Below are 16303 nucleotides of genomic sequence, written 5' to 3'. Positions count from 1 at the left end.
GCAGCTGACCTGACGCATAGTGTCGCAGTTGGCCGTGCAGACCGCGACATAGCGCGCGATCGGCCGCACTCGGTCCGATAATGTCGATACAGGCGCCGCCGCTTCGGCGCAGCCGATTCCCGGTCCCGGCCATGACTCCGTCTTCCGATTCCGCAACCGCATCTGCCGCTTCCGCCGTATCCTCCGGCGCGCACGAAGCGCCGTTCCCGAAGCGGCTCTCCACGCGCATCGTTGTGCTCTCCACGGTTGCGCTGGCGCTCGTGCTTGCGATGATCAGCGGCACGCTCTGGCTCTCCTGGCAGCTCGAAGGCGGCGGCGCGGCGATCAACGACGCGGGCAGCCTGCGCATGCGCGCGAACGCGGTGGCGATCGCGCTATGGGAAGCCCGCACCGGCCAGCCCTCGCAAGTCGACGCGCAGATGCACCAACTCGACGAGACGCTGCGCGAATTGCGCGACGGCGATCCGGCGCGCCCGCTCTTTCTTCCCGCAGACGCCGGCATCCATGCGCAGTTCGAACGCGTCGCGTCTGCCTGGAATCACACGCTCAGGCCCGCTGCGCTAAGCGACCTCGCCGCCAGCGGGGGCGAGCCCTCGATGTATATCGGCCTGCTGCCCGGTTTCGTCGACGACGCGAACCGGCTCGTCAGCCTGATCGAGCGCGAGAATGCGCGCAAGACCGCGTGGCTGCGCATTTCGCAGGTCGCGCTCGCGGCGCTGTCGTGCGTGGGCACGATGGCGATCGTCTATTTGCTTTACCAGTGGTTCGTGGCGCCTGTGCAGCGCTTGCAGGACGGGCTCGCGCGCATCGAGGCGCGGGAGTTCGACACGCGGTTGCCGGTCGAAACGTACGACGAGTTCGGCCATCTCACGCAAGGCTTCAACCGCATGGTCGCGGAGCTGCAGGCGCTGTACCGGGACCTTGCCGGGCGCGTGGACGCCAAGACCGCGCAACTGGCCGCGCAAAACCGCGAACTCGCCACGCTTTACGAGATGGCGGCGTTTCTCAACACGCCGGGCCCGGCGGAAAGCCTGTGCCACGATTTCCTCACGCGCGTCATGCGCGAATTCGACGCCGACGGCGGCACGGTGCGCGTCGTTTCGCCTGACGACGGCAATCTGCATCTGCTCGTCTCGGAAGGCATGCCCGAATCGATCACGCGCGCAGAGCAGTGCATGCCGGCGGCGGACTGTGCGTGCGGCGGTGCCACGGCCGAGGCGCCGGTCGTATTCGGCCTGGTGGCACAGCCGGGCACGCGCGCGGCCGGCGGAGAAAGCGGCGAAAGCGGCTTGAGCGGGGCTTTCACGCAGCGCTGCCTGAAGGCGGGCTTCTTGAGCGTCGCGGTGTCGGCCATCGTCGCGCAGAACGAGACGCTCGGCACGTTCTCGCTGCACTTCCGGCGCGAGCGGGAGATTCCGCCTTCGGGCGTCCAGCTGCTCCAGACGCTCGGCCGCCACCTGGGCGTCGCGCTCATGAACCGGCGGCTCGTGGCGCTCGGACGCCAGCTCGCCGTGTCCGAGGAGCGCAATCTCGTCGCTCAGGGGCTGCACGACAGCATCGCGCAAGGCCTGAGCTTCCTGAAGATGCAGGTGCACCTGCTCGATGGGGCGGCGCAGCAGGGCGATCTCGACGAGATTCGCGAGATCGTGCCGCTGCTCGCGGGCGGCGTAGAGGAGAGCTACGACGACGTGCGCGAACTGCTGCTGAATTTCCGCACGAAGCTCAGCCCAGGCAAGCTGCGCCTCGCCGTGGAGGACACCGTGGCGCGCTTTCGCCGCCAGTCGGACGCCGAGCTGACGCTCGACTATCGCGACGAAGACGGGCCGCCGCTGCCGCCCGACCAGCAGCTGCAGGTACTTTTCGTGTTGCAGGAGGCGCTCTCGAATGCACGCAAGCATGCGCAGGCGCTGCACGTACAGGTGAGTGTCGTGAACGCGCGCGACTTCCGCCTCACGATCGAGGACGACGGCGTGGGCTACGATCCCGCCGATATCGCCTCGCGTGGCGAATCGCACGTGGGCTTCCACATCATGCATGAGCGCGCGCGACGTCTTGCCGCCGTGCTCACGCTGCAGAGCGCGCCGGGGCGCGGCGCGCGCGTCGAACTGGTATTGCCCGCCGCGAGCCGCATGGCCGCGTAAATATGGCCAATGAACCTCGTCGATGGCGTTACGATCAAAATCAGAAGACATCGCGACAAAACAACGATCCCCATGACCATACGCATCCTGCTTATCGACGACCACACGCTCTTTCGCTCGGGCGTGAGTGCGCTCCTGCAGCGCCAGCCTGACCTGGAAGTGGTCGGCGAGGCGTCGGACGGCGTGGAAGGCGTCAAGCGCGCGAAGCAGCACCTGCCCGACGTCATCCTGCTGGACCTCAACATGCCGGGTCTCTCCGGGCTCGAAACGCTGCAACTGCTGGTGGAGGATCTGCCGGACACGGCGGTCGTGATGCTCACCGTCTCCGAGGAAGCCGACGAACTCACCGCCGCGATGCGCGAGGGCGCGCGTGGCTTCCTGCTCAAGAGCATCGACGCCGACGCGCTCGTCGCGGCGATCCGCAAGGCCGCGAGCGGCCAGCCGGTGATTACCGAGCACATGACGGCGAAGCTCGTGGAGCAGATGCGCAAGCCTGCGCAGTCGACCGGCGCAAGCGGCACGCCTGGCGCCGCGCGCGCGAGCGCGGAGGCGCTCACGGCGCGCGAGCGCGACATCGTGCGCGAACTGGCGCGCGGCGCGAGCAACAAGGAGATTGCGCGTGCGCTCGACCTGGCGGAGAGCACGGTGAAGATTCACGTGCGCAACATTCTGCGCAAGCTCAATCTCACGAGCCGCGTGCAGGTGGCGATCTACGCGATGGGGCACGACGGCATGACCGACGTGCCCGGCGAGCCGCGCGGGCGCTGAAGGCCGCGCGCGGGCCTGGGAAAAACGGGCTCAGACGAGCCGCAGATAGATCAGTTCGCGCTTGATATACGCGTAGAAAATCGGCGCGGCGACCACGCCTTGAATGCCGAACGCCGCTTCCATCACGAGCATCGCGACGAGCAGCTCCCACGTGCGCGCCTCGATCTGGCCGCCCACGATGCGCGCGTTCAGGAAGTATTCGAGCTTGTGGATCAGGATGAGGAACACGAGCGCTGTGACCGCCGCGGGCAGGCTCACGGTGAGCGCGATGGCGACGATCAGCGTGTTCGAGATCAGGTTGCCGATCACGGGCAACAGGCCCACCACGAAGGTCACCACGACCAGCATCTTCGCGAGCGGCAGCGGCGCGTGAAACAACGGCAGCGCGAGCAGGAGGAAGAGGCCGGTGAACACCGTGTTGATGGCCGAAATCTTCACCTGCGCGAACACGATGCGGCGGAACGCGTCGGCGAAACGCGACACGCGCGCGACGAACGCGGTCGAAAGCGGCAGCCGGGTGGCGTTCTTCTGCGCGCCAATGGCGATGATCGCGCCGATGATCATGCCGATCACGATATGTCCGAAGATGCGCGCGGCGTTCTTGCCGCCCTGGCCGAGCTGGGTGGCGTGCTCGTGCATGAGCGCGAGCGCCTTGAGCTTCATCTGGGCGACGTCCACGGGCAGATAGGCGGCAATGGACTCGGGAATGCGCCCGCGCGCCTGGTCGACGAACGTCATCATCTGCGCCATGACCTTCTGCACGCTCGGCACGTCGTTTTCGAACTGCTCGATGACGCCCACGGTGAGCCCCGTGAGCACGCCCACGATCACGATGGAAACCAGCACCACGGAAAGCCAGCGGGCGCGGCTGCTCGACATGCGCCGCTCGATGAGCGGCGAAATGGTATGAACGAGCTGGAAGACGAGCATGCCCGCGAGCAGCGCGCCGAGCAGGTTCAGGTGCAGCACCGCCAGCATGCCGGCGAGCGCGGCCACATAGCTGCCGATTTCCACTGCCGAAAGCTTCGGCAGGCTCATGTCGCTCGTGAGCCTGACCGGCCGTGGCCGCAGGTCGCGCACCTGTTTATCTTCCGTCGCTTCGTTGCGCTTGACCATGTTGGGTGTATTCCGTCTCCAAACTTCGGGGGCGCACGCGCCCCTGCCCCGTTGTTGCTGCAGCTATTTCTACTGCTAAATTTCCGGCCCGGTCGTCAGCCCGCCTGGCGGGTCATTTGCCCGAGGCCGTGTCCAGCGCGGCGATCTGGCGCTTGAGCAGCGGCGCGAGATAGCGGCCCGTGAAGCTTGCCTTCGACTTCGCCACCTGTTCGGGCGTCCCCTGGGCCACGATCTGCCCACCGCCCGCGCCGCCTTCGGGTCCCATGTCCACGACCCAGTCGGCGGTTTTGATTACATCGAGATTATGCTCGATGATGACCACCGTGTTGCCCTGATCTCGAAGCCGGTGAATCACTTCGAGCAAAAGCGCGATGTCGTGGAAGTGCAGGCCCGTGGTCGGCTCGTCGAGTATATACAGCGTGCGGCCCGTGTCCCGCTTGGAAAGCTCGAGCGAAAGCTTCACGCGCTGCGCCTCGCCGCCCGAGAGCGTGGTGGCCGACTGGCCGAGGCGGATATAGCCGAGGCCCACATCGAGCAGCGTCTTGAGCTTGCGCGCCACCACCGGCACCGCCTTGAAGAACTCGTAGGCGGCTTCCACCGTCATGTCGAGCACTTCGCTGATGTTCCGGCCCTTGTATTGAATCTCCAGCGTCTCGCGGTTGTAGCGCTTGCCGTGACAGACATCGCAGGGCACGTACACGTCGGGCAGGAAGTGCATTTCCACCTTGAGCACGCCGTCGCCCTGGCAGCTTTCGCAGCGGCCGCCCTTCACGTTGAACGAGAAGCGGCCCGACTCGTAGCCGCGTTCCTTGGCGGCCGGCACACCGGCGAACAGTTCGCGGATGGGCGTGAAGAGGCCCGTGTAGGTGGCCGGGTTCGAGCGCGGGGTGCGCCCGATCGGCGACTGGTCGACGTTGATGACCTTGTCGAAGTGCTCCAGGCCCTCGATCGCCTCGAACGGCGCAGGTTCCGCCGACGATCCATACAGATGCTGCGACACCGCGTGATAAAGCGTGTCGTTGATGAGCGTGGACTTGCCCGAGCCCGAGACGCCCGTCACGCAGGTCAAAAGACCGACGGGCAGGTCGAGCGTCACGTGCTTGAGATTATTGCCGTAGGCCTCGACGATGCGCAGGCGGCGCTCGCCGGGCTCGATGCGCTCGTCGGGATAGTCGATGCGGCGCGCGCCCGAGAGGTACTGGCCCGTCATCGAAGCCGGATCGTGTTCGACTTCCCCTGGCGTGCCTTGCGAAATCACCATGCCGCCGTGCTCGCCCGCGCCCGGACCCATGTCGACCACGTAGTCGGCCATGCGGATCATGTCCTCGTCGTGCTCGACAACGATCACCGAATTGCCGAGGTCGCGCAGATGCTTGAGCGTGGAAATCAGGCGGTCGTTGTCGCGCTGGTGCAGGCCGATGGACGGCTCGTCGAGCACGTACATCACGCCCGTCAAGCCCGAGCCGATCTGCGAGGCGAGGCGGATACGCTGCGCCTCGCCGCCGGAAAGCGTCTCGGCGCTGCGTTCGAGCGAGAGATAGTCGAGCCCGACGTTGTTGAGGAACATGAGGCGCGCGACGATTTCCTTGACCACCTTGTCGGCGATCTCGCGCTTTGCACCTTCGAGGTGCAGCGTCTGGAAGTAGCCGAGCGTGTCGCGCAGCGGCCAGCCGCTCACTTCATAAATGGCGCGCGCCTCTTCGCCCGCGCCGATGCGCACGAAACGCGCTTCGCGGCGCAGGCGCGTGCCTTCGCAGTGCGGGCAGGCCTGGTTGTTCTGGTACTTCGACAGCTCCTCGCGCACGGCGGCGGAGTCGGTCTCGCGGTAGCGGCGCTCGAGGTTCGGAATGATCCCTTCGAACACATGCTCGCGCACCGAAGTGCGGCCGCGCTCGTTGATGTACGAGAACGGAATCTCCTGCTTGCCGGAGCCGTAGAGCAGGGTCTTGCGCACTTTCTCCGGCAGGTCCTCGAACGCGGTGTCGATGTCGAAGTCGTAGAACGCGGCGAGGCTCTGCAGCATCTGGAAGTAGAACTGGTTGCGCCGGTCCCAGCCCTTCACGGCGCCCGCCGCGAGCGACAGCGACGGGTGCGCGACCACGCGCTTCGGATCGAAGAACGTGATCTGGCCCAGACCGTCGCACTCGGGGCACGCGCCCATCGGGTTGTTGAACGAGAAGAGGCGCGGTTCCAGCTCCGGCAGCGAATACGAGCAGATCGGGCAGGCGAACTTCGAGCTGAAGAGATGCTCGCGGTTGGTGTCCATTTCGAGCGCGATGGCGCGGCCGTCGGCCAGACGCAGCGCGGTTTCGAACGACTCCGCGAGGCGCTGCTTCATGTCGGGGCGCACCTTCAGGCGGTCCACCACCACGTCGATGGTATGGCGCTCGCTCTTCTTGAGCTTGGGCAGCGACTCCACCTCGTAGATCTTCGCTTCCCCTTCGTTGGCCGTGCCGCCGCCCGAGCGCACCCGAAAGCGCACGAAACCCTGCGCCTGCATGTCGTCGAACAGCTCGGCGTGCTCGCCCTTGCGGTCCACGATCACGGGAGCCAGGATCATCAGCTTCGTTTCTTCGGGGAGGGCGAGCGCGGCGTCCACCATCTGCGAGACGCTTTGCGACTCGAGCGGAATCTCGTGGTCCGGGCAGTAGGGCGTGCCGATGCGTGCGTAAAGCAGCCGCAGGTAGTCGTGGATCTCGGTGACGGTGCCGACGGTCGAGCGCGGGTTGTGCGACGTGGCCTTCTGCTCGATGGAAATAGCCGGCGACAGACCCTCGATCAGGTCGACGTCGGGCTTCTCCATGAGCTGCAGGAACTGGCGCGCGTAGGCCGACAGGCTTTCCACGTAACGGCGCTGGCCTTCCGCGTAAAGCGTGTCGAACGCCAGCGAGGACTTGCCCGAGCCGGAAAGCCCGGTGATCACCACGAGCTTGTGGCGCGGCAGGTCCAGATTGACGTTCTTCAGGTTGTGGGTTCGGGCCCCACGGATACGGATCTGTTCCATGAACCTGCGGGAGAAAGGGAAACCAAACCTGCTACTATAACGACTTTTCCAGACCGCCGTTACGGCTTGCTGACGGTCTTTGAAAGGGCCCGGAGCGGCAAGTGCAAGGGCCTCGAAAGAGGCGCGTCAGGGGGCGTCCCGGTCAACAACGTGCGGGCACATGCGGTCCAAACACATAACGCTCCGATGTCCTCCAATTCACCCGCTACCTCTTCACGCATGAGCGCGCCCGAGTTGCGCGCGACCGTCTCGCTGGCGGCGATCTTCGCGCTGCGCATGCTCGGTCTGTTCATGATCATGCCGGTGTTTTCCGTCTACGCGAAAACCATTCCCGGCGGCGACAACCTGCTGCTGGTCGGCATCGCACTCGGCGCGTACGGCGTCACGCAGTCACTTCTCTATATTTTTTACGGGTGGGTTTCGGACATGGTGGGCAGAAAGCCCGTCATCGCCACCGGCCTCGTCATCTTCGCGATCGGCAGCTTTGTCGCGGCGGGCGCGCACGACATGATGTGGATCATCGTCGGGCGCGTGATCCAGGGCATGGGCGCGGTGTCGTCGGCCGTGCTGGCGTTCATCGCCGACCTGACGGCCGAGGAGCACCGCACCAAGGCCATGGCGATGGTGGGCGGCTCGATCGGCATGTCGTTCGCCGTGGCTATCGTCGGCGCGCCGATCGTGTTCCATTGGGTCGGCATGAGCGGTCTGTTCGCGCTGGTCGGGGTGTTCTCGATCCTCGCGGTGGGCGTGGTGATCTGGGTCGTGCCCGACGCGCCCAGCAAGCCCGTGCACGTGCGCGCCCCGTTCGCCGAGGTGCTGCACAACGTGGAGCTGCTGCGCCTGAACTTCGGCGTGCTCGTGCTGCACGCCACGCAGACGGCGCTCTTTCTCGTCGTGCCGCGCCTGCTCGTGGACGCGGGCCTGCCGGTCGCGTCGCACTGGATGATCTACCTGCCGGTCATGGGCCTCGCGTTCGTCATGATGGTGCCCGCCATCATCGTCGCGGAGAAGCGGGGCAGGATGAAGGCCGTGCTCGTTTCTGCGATCGGTCTTATCCTGATCGGCCAGCTTTTGCTCGGCTCGCTCGCGCATACACTTGTCATCGTGTCGGCCGTGCTGTTCGTGTACTTCCTGGGCTTCAACATCCTGGAGGCTTCGCAGCCTTCGCTCGTGTCGAAGCTCGCGCCGGGCAACCGCAAGGGCGCGGCCACGGGCGTGTACAACACCACCCAGTCGATCGGGCTCGCGCTCGGCGGCGTGGTGGGCGGATGGATCCTCAAGCACGAGGGCGCGAGCGCCGTCTTTTACACGTGCTCGGGGCTCGTCTTGTGCTGGCTTATAATCGCGGCCAATATGAAGGCGCCGCCCAAGCGGGCAGAAGCCACGCGGGCTTGACCCGGGCGGGCCTGAGTTAGAACCAGCGGTTCACAGCAACGCAATTCGCGGAGGCGGTCCGCGACCGGCGAAGGCGCATGACACATCAGGCGCTCGCCGGCGCGCACCGCGCGGCCGCTCCTCGCAACGGAATCAAACAGGAGAAATTCATGGCATCCGTGAACAAGGTGATCCTCGTCGGCAACCTCGGCGCCGATCCGGAAGTGCGCTATCTGCCGAGCGGCGACGCCGTGGCGAACATTCGCCTCGCCACGACCGACCGCTACAAGGACAAGGCGTCCGGCGAGTTCAAGGAAATGACCGAATGGCACCGCGTGTCGTTCTTCGGGCGCCTGGCCGAGATCGTCTCGGAGTACCTGAAGAAGGGTTCGTCGGTGTATATCGAAGGCCGCATCCGCACGCGCAAGTGGCAAGCGCAGGACGGCACCGACCGTTACTCGACGGAAATCGTCGCCGACCAGATGCAGATGCTGGGCGGCCGCAGCGGCGGCGCCTCGATGGGCAGCGATATGGGCGACGACGGCGGCTACAGCCGTGAGCAGTCCGCACCGCGCGGCGGCGGCCGTGCTTCGGGCGGTGGCGGCGCGCCGCGTTCGAGCGGTGGCGGTGCCGGCGGCGGCGCAGGCGGCGGCCGTTCGAACGCGCCGGCTGGCGGCGGCTTCGACGAAATGGACGACGATATTCCGTTCTAAAGCGTTCGAACGGATCGGCAGGACCTGAAGCCCCGGCTCGACCTCACGGTCGAGGCGGGGTTTTTCATTTGTGCGTGCGGACCGAGCGAACCACGCGAGTCGAGCGCCGACCCGCTGCGACGTTTTCGCGCACACAGTCAATTCTCCGCCTCAAGCGACACGTTTTCTGATTTTTGTCACGGCAAAACTCCCGCCGGCGCGCGACCATTTAAAAGATGCATTGATTTTGCATCTTACAAGACGGCTCGCGCCGTCACCCCACAAGGAAAAGGAGTAAGCCGTGTTTTGCTATCAATGTGAACAGACCGACCGCACCCAGGCCATACCGGGCTGTGCCTCGGCCAAGGGCAACTGCGGCAAGGACGCCACGACTGCGGATCTGCAGGACCTGCTGATCTACGCGGCCAAGGGCATCGCACAGTATGGCGCGCTCGCGCGCGGCCTCGGCAGCCCCGATCGCGAAGCCGACCGCTTCATGCTCTACGCGCTGTTCACAACGCTCACCAACGTCAACTTTAGCGCCAGCCGATTCGTGGCGATGCTGCGCGAGGCGGCGCAACACCGCGATCGCGTGAAGTCGACCTGCGATGCGCTCGCGCTCGCGCAAGGCGTCGCCGTTGCGCAGCCGGGCGGCGCCGCGCTCTGGCAACCGGGCAACGATCTCGCCGAACTGCAGGCGCAGGCCGCGCTCGTCGGCATCAAGGCCGGGCTGCCGAAGGTAGGCGAGGACGTTGTGGGCTTGCGCGCCCTCGTGCTCTACGGCCTCAAAGGCGTGTGTGCCTACGCTCATCACGCGCGCGTGCTCGGATACGAGAGCGAAGAGGTCTACACGGGCGTGGAGGCGGCGCTCGTGTTTCTCGCGAGCGAACCCACGCAGGCCGGCGATCTTCTTGAACATGCGCTCGCCCTCGGCAACCTGAACCTCAAGGTCATGGAACTGCTCGATGCGGCAAACACGGGCCGCTTCGGCATGCCCGAACCCACTGCCGTGCGCGTGACGCCCGCGGCGGGCAAAGCCATCCTGGTTTCGGGCCACGACCTCGGCGATCTGGAGGCGCTGCTCGAAGCCACCCAGGGCACCGACGTGCAGATTTACACGCACGGAGAAATGCTGCCCGCGCATGCTTACCCGAAGCTCAAGGCTTATCCGCATCTGGCAGGCAACTACGGCGGCGCATGGCAGGACCAGCAATCGGACTTCGCTCATTTCCCCGGCCCGATCCTCATGACCTCCAACTGCCTGATCGAGCCGCTGCCGCAGTACCGCCAGCGCATCTTTACGACAGGGCCGGTAGGCTGGGCCGGCGTGCGCCATCTCGAGCATCACGCGTTCGCGCCGGTCGTGCAGGCCGCGCTCGCGCTGCCGGGCTTCCGCGAAACGACGCCGGAGGAAACCATCCCCATCGGCTTTGCGCGCAACACGGTGCTCGGCGTGGCCGACAAGGTGATCGACGCGGTGAAGGCCGGTCAGATCCGCCACTTCTTCCTGATCGGCGGCTGCGACGGCGCCGCGCCGGGCCGCAACTACTACACCGAGTTCGCACAGGGCGCGCCCGACGACACCGTCGTCATGACGCTCGGCTGCAACAAGTACCGCTTCAACCGTCACCAGTTCGGCGACATCGGCGGCATTCCGCGCCTGCTCGATCTGGGCCAGTGCAACGACAGCTATTCGGCGATCCAGATCGCGATCGCGCTCTCGAAGGCCTTCGACTGCGGGGTGAACGACCTGCCGCTCACACTCGTGGTGTCGTGGTTCGAGCAGAAGGCCGCCGCGGTGCTGCTCACGCTGCTCGCGCTCGGCCTGCGCAACATCCATCTCGGACCGACGTTGCCCGCCTTCCTCACGCCGAATGTCCTCGACATCCTCGTCGAGCAGTTCGGCATTTCGCCGATCGGCGAAGCGCAAGCGGACCTCGCCGCGGCGCTCGCTCGCAAGGCCGCTTGAGCGCGGGTGAGAACGTCATGAGTTATCAAATCGAGCTCACCACGCGCGACGGCCAGGCGTTCGGTTTCGCGTGCGAGCCGGGGCAGGACGTGCTGAGCGCGGCGGCGGCCGCGGACATCACGCTGCCTTCGCAGTGCCGGCGCGGCAGCTGCGGCGCGTGCCATGCCACCGTGACCGAAGGCGCGTACACGCTCGGCGATCACAATGCGGATGCGTTGCCGTCCGGCGACCCGCAGGCGGTTCTGCTGTGCCGCACGAGACCTTCGGCCGACTTGCGCGTCGCCGCGCCGTACGACGGCACGAAGGTGCTGCTGCAGCCGGTTGCCGCGCGCACGGCGCGCATCGCCGCGCTCGACACGATCGCCGACGACACGCGCCGTCTCGAACTGCTGCTCGACGCCGACGACACGAGCGGCAGCGCCGCCGAGTTCGAAGCGGGCCAGTTCGCGGAGCTGGAGCTGCCGAAGGGCGGCGTGAAGCGCCCGTTCTCGCTTGCCAACACGAGCAACTGGGAGGGGCGTCTCGAGTTCCTGATCCGGCTGCGGCCGCAAGGCGAGTTTTCGGCGTATCTGCGCGAGCGAGCGCAGCCGGGCGACGTGCTCACCGTTCACGGCCCGCAGGGCGGCTTCGGTTTGATCGCCGACAGTCTGCGCCCGCGCTGGTTCGTGGCGGGCGGCACGGGTCTCGCGCCCGTGCTCTCGATGCTGCGCCGCATGGCCGAATTCGGGGAAATGAACGACGCGCGGCTCTTCTACGGCGTGAATCGCGAGAGCGAACTTTTCCTGCTCGACGAACTGGACGCACTTCGGGAGGCGTTGCCGCAACTGCATGTCGAGCTTTGCGTGCGCGAAGCGGGCGATGGCTGGCAGGGCTCGCACAGCACCCCTGTCGACGCGCTCGCCGCCGCGTTGGCAGACGCTGGCGCGGCGCCCGACCTCTACGTTTGCGGTCCGCCCGCGATGGTGAGCGCCGCGCAGGCGGTGGCGGCGCGCGCACGCGTGCCGTCCACGCAGTTCGTGAGCGAACGCTTCACGGTCTGACCAGCAATGCAGTGAGTCGTGTTTCTTCGTGTCTGATTGACCTCGCCTTCGGGCGGGGTTTTTTTTCGCGTCTCGGGCGGCCATGCACGGCACTTCCGAGCGTTCTGTTCAAGCGATTGACATTCAGTCATTAACTGTCAAAATGTCCAATACCATGATGCCAACTCGCAAATCCCGTTCCGGCCTTTCCACTGACGAAAATGCGCTGCTCCTGCGCGAAGGCGAGAAGATCGTCGCGGCGCTCGGCCAGACGCTCGCCCCGCTCGTCGAGGTGGTGCTGCACGACCTCACGCGGCCCGAGCACTCGGTCGTGGCGATCGCGAACAATTTGTCAGGACGGCAAGTCGGCGACGCCGCCACCGAAATGGGCCTCGCGCGCATCACCGACTCCGGCTTTCCCGAAGTCGTGGCCAACTATCCGAACCGCTTTCCCGACGGGCGTCCGGCCAAGAGCACATCCATCGGCCTGAAGAACAGCGCGGGCGAGTACGTCGCGGCCCTCTGCCTGAACATGGATGTGTCGCTGATCGGCGCGGTGACGGCGGGCCTCGGCCAGCTGATCCAGACGAGCGCGGCTGCGCCCGTCGCCGAAACGCTCGCACCGCGCGGCGTGGGCTGTGTGCGCGAGGCGCTCGAACGCTTCGCTGCCACGCGCAACACCACACCGATCGGCATGACGCTCGCGCAGCGCCGTGAGGCCGTGCGCGAGCTCGCGACAAACGGAATGCTGAACCTGCGTCATGCGCTCGCCGACGTGGCCACCACGCTCGGCGTGGCGCGCTCGACCGTCTACACCTACCTGCCAGCCGAAGAACGACCATGAGCACTCTGCCTATTACCTTCGAAGACGTCGCCGCCGCCCACGAACGCCTGCGTGGCGTCGCGCACCGCACGCCGGTTCTGACTTCCAGCACCGCGAACGAACGCACGGGCGCGCAGCTCTTCTTCAAATGCGAGAACCTGCAGCGCATGGGCGCGTTCAAGTTCCGCGGCGCCTATAACGCGATCGCGCAGTTCACGCCGCAGCAGAAGGCGGGCGGCGTGATCACGTTTTCGTCGGGCAACCATGCGCAGGCGATCGCGCTGTCGGCGCGTCTGCTCGGCGTGAAGGCCGTGATCGTCATGCCGCACGACGCGCCCGCCGTGAAGGTCGAGGCCACGCGCGGCTATGGCGGCGAGGTCGTCTTTTACGATCGCTATACCGAGGACCGCGAGGCACTCGGCAAACGGCTTGCGGCCGAGCGCGGCCTCACGCTCATTCCGCCGTACGACCACGCTCACGTGATGGCCGGGCAGGGCACGGCCGCCAAGGAGTTGTTCGAGGAAACGGGCGAGCTCGACATGCTGCTCACCCCGCTTGGCGGGGGCGGGCTGCTGTCGGGCTGTGCGACCGCCGCGCATGCGCTCTCGCCCGCGTGCACGGTGATCGGCGTCGAGCCCGAGGCCGGCAACGACGGTCAGCGCAGCCTGCAGTTGGGCGAGATCGTCCACATCGACACGCCGAAGACCCTTGCCGACGGCGCGCAAACCCAGCATCTCGGCAACCTGACCTTCGCGGTGATGCGCGAGCGCGTGAGCGAGATCGTCACCGTTAGCGACGCGGAACTCGTCGATACGATGAAGTTCTTCGCGAGCCGCATGAAGCTCGTGGTCGAACCCACCGGCTGCCTCGCGGCGGCGGCGGTGCTGCACGGCAAGGTGGACGTGCGCGGCAAGCGCGTGGGCGTGCTCATCTCCGGGGGCAACGTCGACCTGCTGCGCTTTGCCGAACTGGTTCAGGCCGCAGGCTAAAGCGCCTGAACTCAAGCGAGCAGTTGCGCGAGCGCCGCGCGCGCGTTCGTCACGTGCGCGGACTCGCCCGGCCGGCCCGGCAGCAAATGAAATTCGGCCGCGGGCAGTGCAGGCAAGCCGAATGAAGCCGGGCAGGGCATCAGTCCTTCGCCGATCGACGACTCGTTCAGACACGAGATTCCCAGCCCCGCCTTGAGCGCGAGCTGCAGCCCGGCCACGCCCGAAGCCGAATGCGAAATCAGATAGGGCATGCGCGCTTCGTCGAGCAACCTCACGACACGGCGCTGCAACTGGCAGGTCGCCGGCAGCAGCACGAGCGGCCAGGGCGGCGTGAGCGCGGGCCGCTCGCGCAGCGTTTGCGTCGCGCCCACCCACACCAGTTTTTCGCGCCGTATCGACGTGCTCTTGTGCGTGCTGCGGCCTTCCTCCACCAGCCGCAGCGACAAGCCGATGTCGTAGGCGTTATCGTCGGCGCTGCTGTCGATCACGGCGCTCGGCAGCACGGTCACATGCAGACGCAGGCGCGGATGCTGGACCGCGAAGCGCCGGATGATCTCGGCGACGTCGTGCGGCCGGTAATAGTCCGTGATCGCAATGCGCACTTCGCCGTCGAGCGTGCGGCCGAGCATGTCGTCGAAGGCGGCGTCGCAAAGCGCGACGATGCGGCGTGCGTGGTCGAGCAGCTTCGCGCCCGCGGGTGTGGCGGACATGCCCTGCTTGCTGCGCACGAAAAGCGGCTGGCCGACGCGCTCTTCGAGCTTCTTGAGCTGTTCGCTCACCGACGACTGCGAGAGGAACACCCGCTCGGCACCCGCAGAGACACTGCCCGCTTCTGTCACGGCGATAAACGTGCGCAACTGCGCGAGATCGAAACCGCGTGCGTTCATTGATTCGGCTTGATCAGATGCGTTTCATGCAATTCAATGATTCGGAAATTCCGAATATACGGATTGGAATTTCCCGCTTTTCCGATAGATGGTGCGCCTCTACGATGCCCTCAGTCAACCGTTTTCTGGAGATCATCATGGGACGCAGTACGACGCGAGGCGCCGCACACCGCTGGAAAGTGCTCGCGGTGGGCGTGGCGGCCAACGCGAGTTTTGCGGCAGCGCTCGGCGGCATTCCCGCAACGGGCGTCTTGATCCGGTCGGATTACCGTATCGGTACCGGGGAACTGGGTGTCGTGCTCGGCATGCTGGGACTGGGCATCGTGCTGAGCGAGCTTCCCTGGGGACTCCTGACGGATCGCTGGGGCGACCGGCGCGTGTTGCTCACGGGGCTCTCCACGACAGCGCTCGCCCTCGTCGCGATGGCGCTCTGGGGCGCACCGGCGGGCACGCACACGCCCAGCGGCACGGTGCTCGCGGTAGGCCTGCTCGCGCTCGGCCTGCTTGGCGGAAGCGTGAACGGCTCGAGCGGGCGTGCGGTGATGGCGTGGTTCGCCACCCACGAGCGCGGCCTCGCGATGAGCATCCGCCAAACGGCCGTGCCAACCGGCGGCGGGCTGGGAGCGCTCGTGCTGCCCGCGCTCGCCGAGCATGCGGGATTCGCAGCCGTGTACGGCGCGCTCGCGGCGATGTGTGTGGTCTCCACCGTGCTGACGATCGTCTGGTTGCATGAACCCGCGCACGAACAGGACGCCGCGCAGGCGCCACTCGTCGCTCACGAAGCGCTCGGACAGGCACAACGCGCCGTCTCACCGCTGCGCAGCGTCACCGTGTGGCGCATGGTGACCGGCATTGGCGTGCTGTGCATTCCCCAGGTGGCGGTGCTCTCGTTCGCGAGCATTTTCCTGCATGACGTCGGCCGTGCGGGTACCGCAGCAGTCAGCGCGACGCTTGCGGCCGTGCAGGGCGGCGCGGCCTTCATGCGTGTGTACGGCGGCCGTTGGACGGACCGGCACGGCGACCGGCGCATCTGGCTGCGCGGTTGCGCGGCGCTCACCGTCGCGCTGTTCGTCGTGCTTGCCGCGTTGACGGCTTTTGCGTCGCCAGCGCATCGCGCAAGCGCAGCGTTCGTCACCCTGCTTGCCGTGGTGATCGTGCTAGGCGGTATCGCCGCTTCCGCCTGGCATGGCGTTGCCTTCACCGAACTCGCGACGCTCGCGGGCAACGGTCGCGTGGGAACCGCACTCGCCATGGGCAACACCGGCGCATTCCTTGCGTTCTTCGTCGCGCCTTCGGCGATCCCGCTGCTGTTGTCGTGGTTCGGGTGGCCGGCGGTCTGGGCGGCGGCCGCGCTCTGCGCCGCGCTGGCATGGCCCGCATTCGCGGCGCCGCGCGAGCGCAGCGACGCGATGCGCACTGGCGAGCGTCGACAACGCACTCGCGCGCGCGCCGCGGTTTGACCGTACGGAACACAAGCCATATTTAACGTTTCGGAAATCTCCGATTTCGACGGCGGCCTTT

At 66.5% G+C, this 16303-nt stretch carries 12 protein-coding genes; 9 read left to right on the top strand and 3 right to left on the bottom strand.

Features of this window, described 5'->3' with window-relative positions:
• Positions 1-131 precede the first annotated feature (131 nt).
• Positions 132-2141, top strand: coding sequence for a type IV pili methyl-accepting chemotaxis transducer N-terminal domain-containing protein (locus AB4Y43_RS10795; RefSeq protein WP_368727794.1), 2010 nt, complete (start codon positions 132-134; stop codon positions 2139-2141).
• A 72-nt stretch (positions 2142-2213) separates the two neighbouring features.
• Positions 2214-2909 carry a response regulator gene (locus AB4Y43_RS10790; protein ID WP_368727793.1) on the top strand — a complete coding sequence of 232 codons (696 nt, stop codon included), beginning with the start codon at positions 2214-2216 and terminating at the stop codon, positions 2907-2909.
• Between the two features lie 30 nt (positions 2910-2939).
• On the opposite strand, the gene AB4Y43_RS10785 is transcribed toward AB4Y43_RS10790, so the two are convergent.
• A complete protein-coding gene (locus AB4Y43_RS10785) occupies positions 2940-4025 on the bottom strand; it encodes an AI-2E family transporter (protein ID WP_069264815.1) in 1086 nt (361 codons plus the stop codon).
• 112 nt (positions 4026-4137) lie between these two features.
• The gene (gene uvrA / locus AB4Y43_RS10780; protein ID WP_368727792.1) at positions 4138-7029 is read right to left on the bottom strand and encodes an excinuclease ABC subunit UvrA; all 2892 of its coding nucleotides are present in this window, start codon (positions 7027-7029) and stop codon (positions 4138-4140) included.
• A gap of 219 nt (positions 7030-7248) precedes the next feature.
• On the opposite strand from uvrA, the gene AB4Y43_RS10775 reads away from it, so the two are divergent.
• The 6 genes from AB4Y43_RS10775 (at position 7249) to AB4Y43_RS10750 (ending at position 13895) form a co-directional block, all read left to right on the top strand.
• The gene (locus AB4Y43_RS10775; protein WP_069264810.1) at positions 7249-8424 is read left to right on the top strand and encodes an MFS transporter; all 1176 of its coding nucleotides are present in this window, start codon (positions 7249-7251) and stop codon (positions 8422-8424) included.
• Between the two features lie 149 nt (positions 8425-8573).
• A complete protein-coding gene (locus tag AB4Y43_RS10770) occupies positions 8574-9116 on the top strand; it encodes a single-stranded DNA-binding protein (protein ID WP_069265232.1) in 543 nt (180 codons plus the stop codon).
• 280 nt (positions 9117-9396) lie between these two features.
• Positions 9397-11064: a hydroxylamine reductase gene (hcp, locus tag AB4Y43_RS10765; protein WP_368727791.1), complete on the top strand. Its 1668-nt coding sequence runs from the start codon at positions 9397-9399 to the stop codon at positions 11062-11064.
• Between the two features lie 17 nt (positions 11065-11081).
• Entirely contained in the window at positions 11082-12104 is a 1023-nt protein-coding gene (locus AB4Y43_RS10760) for a 2Fe-2S iron-sulfur cluster-binding protein (protein ID WP_368727790.1), read from the top strand.
• A 154-nt stretch (positions 12105-12258) separates the two neighbouring features.
• Positions 12259-12927 carry a transcriptional regulator gene (locus tag AB4Y43_RS10755; protein ID WP_218108657.1) on the top strand — a complete coding sequence of 223 codons (669 nt, stop codon included), beginning with the start codon at positions 12259-12261 and terminating at the stop codon, positions 12925-12927.
• Positions 12924-13895, top strand: a complete 972-nt coding sequence (locus AB4Y43_RS10750; protein ID WP_368727789.1) for a threo-3-hydroxy-L-aspartate ammonia-lyase — start codon at positions 12924-12926, stop codon at positions 13893-13895. Before AB4Y43_RS10755 ends, AB4Y43_RS10750 begins: the two co-directional genes overlap by 4 nt.
• A gap of 11 nt (positions 13896-13906) precedes the next feature.
• On the opposite strand, the gene AB4Y43_RS10745 is transcribed toward AB4Y43_RS10750, so the two are convergent.
• Positions 13907-14782 (bottom strand): LysR family transcriptional regulator, encoded by an 876-nt coding sequence (locus tag AB4Y43_RS10745; protein WP_368682798.1) that lies wholly within the window; start codon positions 14780-14782, stop codon positions 13907-13909.
• Between the two features lie 137 nt (positions 14783-14919).
• Here AB4Y43_RS10745 and AB4Y43_RS10740 point away from each other — a divergent pair, with 137 nt between their 5' ends.
• Positions 14920-16242 (top strand): MFS transporter, encoded by a 1323-nt coding sequence (locus AB4Y43_RS10740; protein ID WP_368727788.1) that lies wholly within the window; start codon positions 14920-14922, stop codon positions 16240-16242.
• Positions 16243-16303 lie beyond the last annotated feature (61 nt).

Source organism: Paraburkholderia sp. BR10872 (assembly GCF_040965835.1).
GTDB lineage: Bacteria > Pseudomonadota > Gammaproteobacteria > Burkholderiales > Burkholderiaceae > Paraburkholderia > Paraburkholderia nodosa_A.
Note: the sequence above shows the minus strand (reverse complement) of the source record. Positions and strands in the feature narration are given on the sequence as shown.

Excerpts from the sequence above, each read along its gene's own strand:
- AB4Y43_RS10795 (WP_368727794.1), top strand. The coding sequence starts at position 132 with ATGACTCCGTCTTCCGATTCCGCAACCGCATCTGCCGCTTCCGCCGTA.
- AB4Y43_RS10790 (WP_368727793.1), top strand. The coding sequence starts at position 2,214 with ATGACCATACGCATCCTGCTTATCGACGACCACACGCTCTTTCGCTCG.
- AB4Y43_RS10785 (WP_069264815.1), bottom strand. The coding sequence starts at position 4,025 with ATGGTCAAGCGCAACGAAGCGACGGAAGATAAACAGGTGCGCGACCTG.
- uvrA (WP_368727792.1), bottom strand. The coding sequence starts at position 7,029 with ATGGAACAGATCCGTATCCGTGGGGCCCGAACCCACAACCTGAAGAAC.
- AB4Y43_RS10775 (WP_069264810.1), top strand. The coding sequence starts at position 7,249 with ATGAGCGCGCCCGAGTTGCGCGCGACCGTCTCGCTGGCGGCGATCTTC.
- AB4Y43_RS10770 (WP_069265232.1), top strand. The coding sequence starts at position 8,574 with ATGGCATCCGTGAACAAGGTGATCCTCGTCGGCAACCTCGGCGCCGAT.
- AB4Y43_RS10760 (WP_368727790.1), top strand. The coding sequence starts at position 11,082 with ATGAGTTATCAAATCGAGCTCACCACGCGCGACGGCCAGGCGTTCGGT.
- AB4Y43_RS10755 (WP_218108657.1), top strand. The coding sequence starts at position 12,259 with ATGATGCCAACTCGCAAATCCCGTTCCGGCCTTTCCACTGACGAAAAT.
- AB4Y43_RS10750 (WP_368727789.1), top strand. The coding sequence starts at position 12,924 with ATGAGCACTCTGCCTATTACCTTCGAAGACGTCGCCGCCGCCCACGAA.
- AB4Y43_RS10745 (WP_368682798.1), bottom strand. The coding sequence starts at position 14,782 with ATGAACGCACGCGGTTTCGATCTCGCGCAGTTGCGCACGTTTATCGCC.
- AB4Y43_RS10740 (WP_368727788.1), top strand. The coding sequence starts at position 14,920 with ATGGGACGCAGTACGACGCGAGGCGCCGCACACCGCTGGAAAGTGCTC.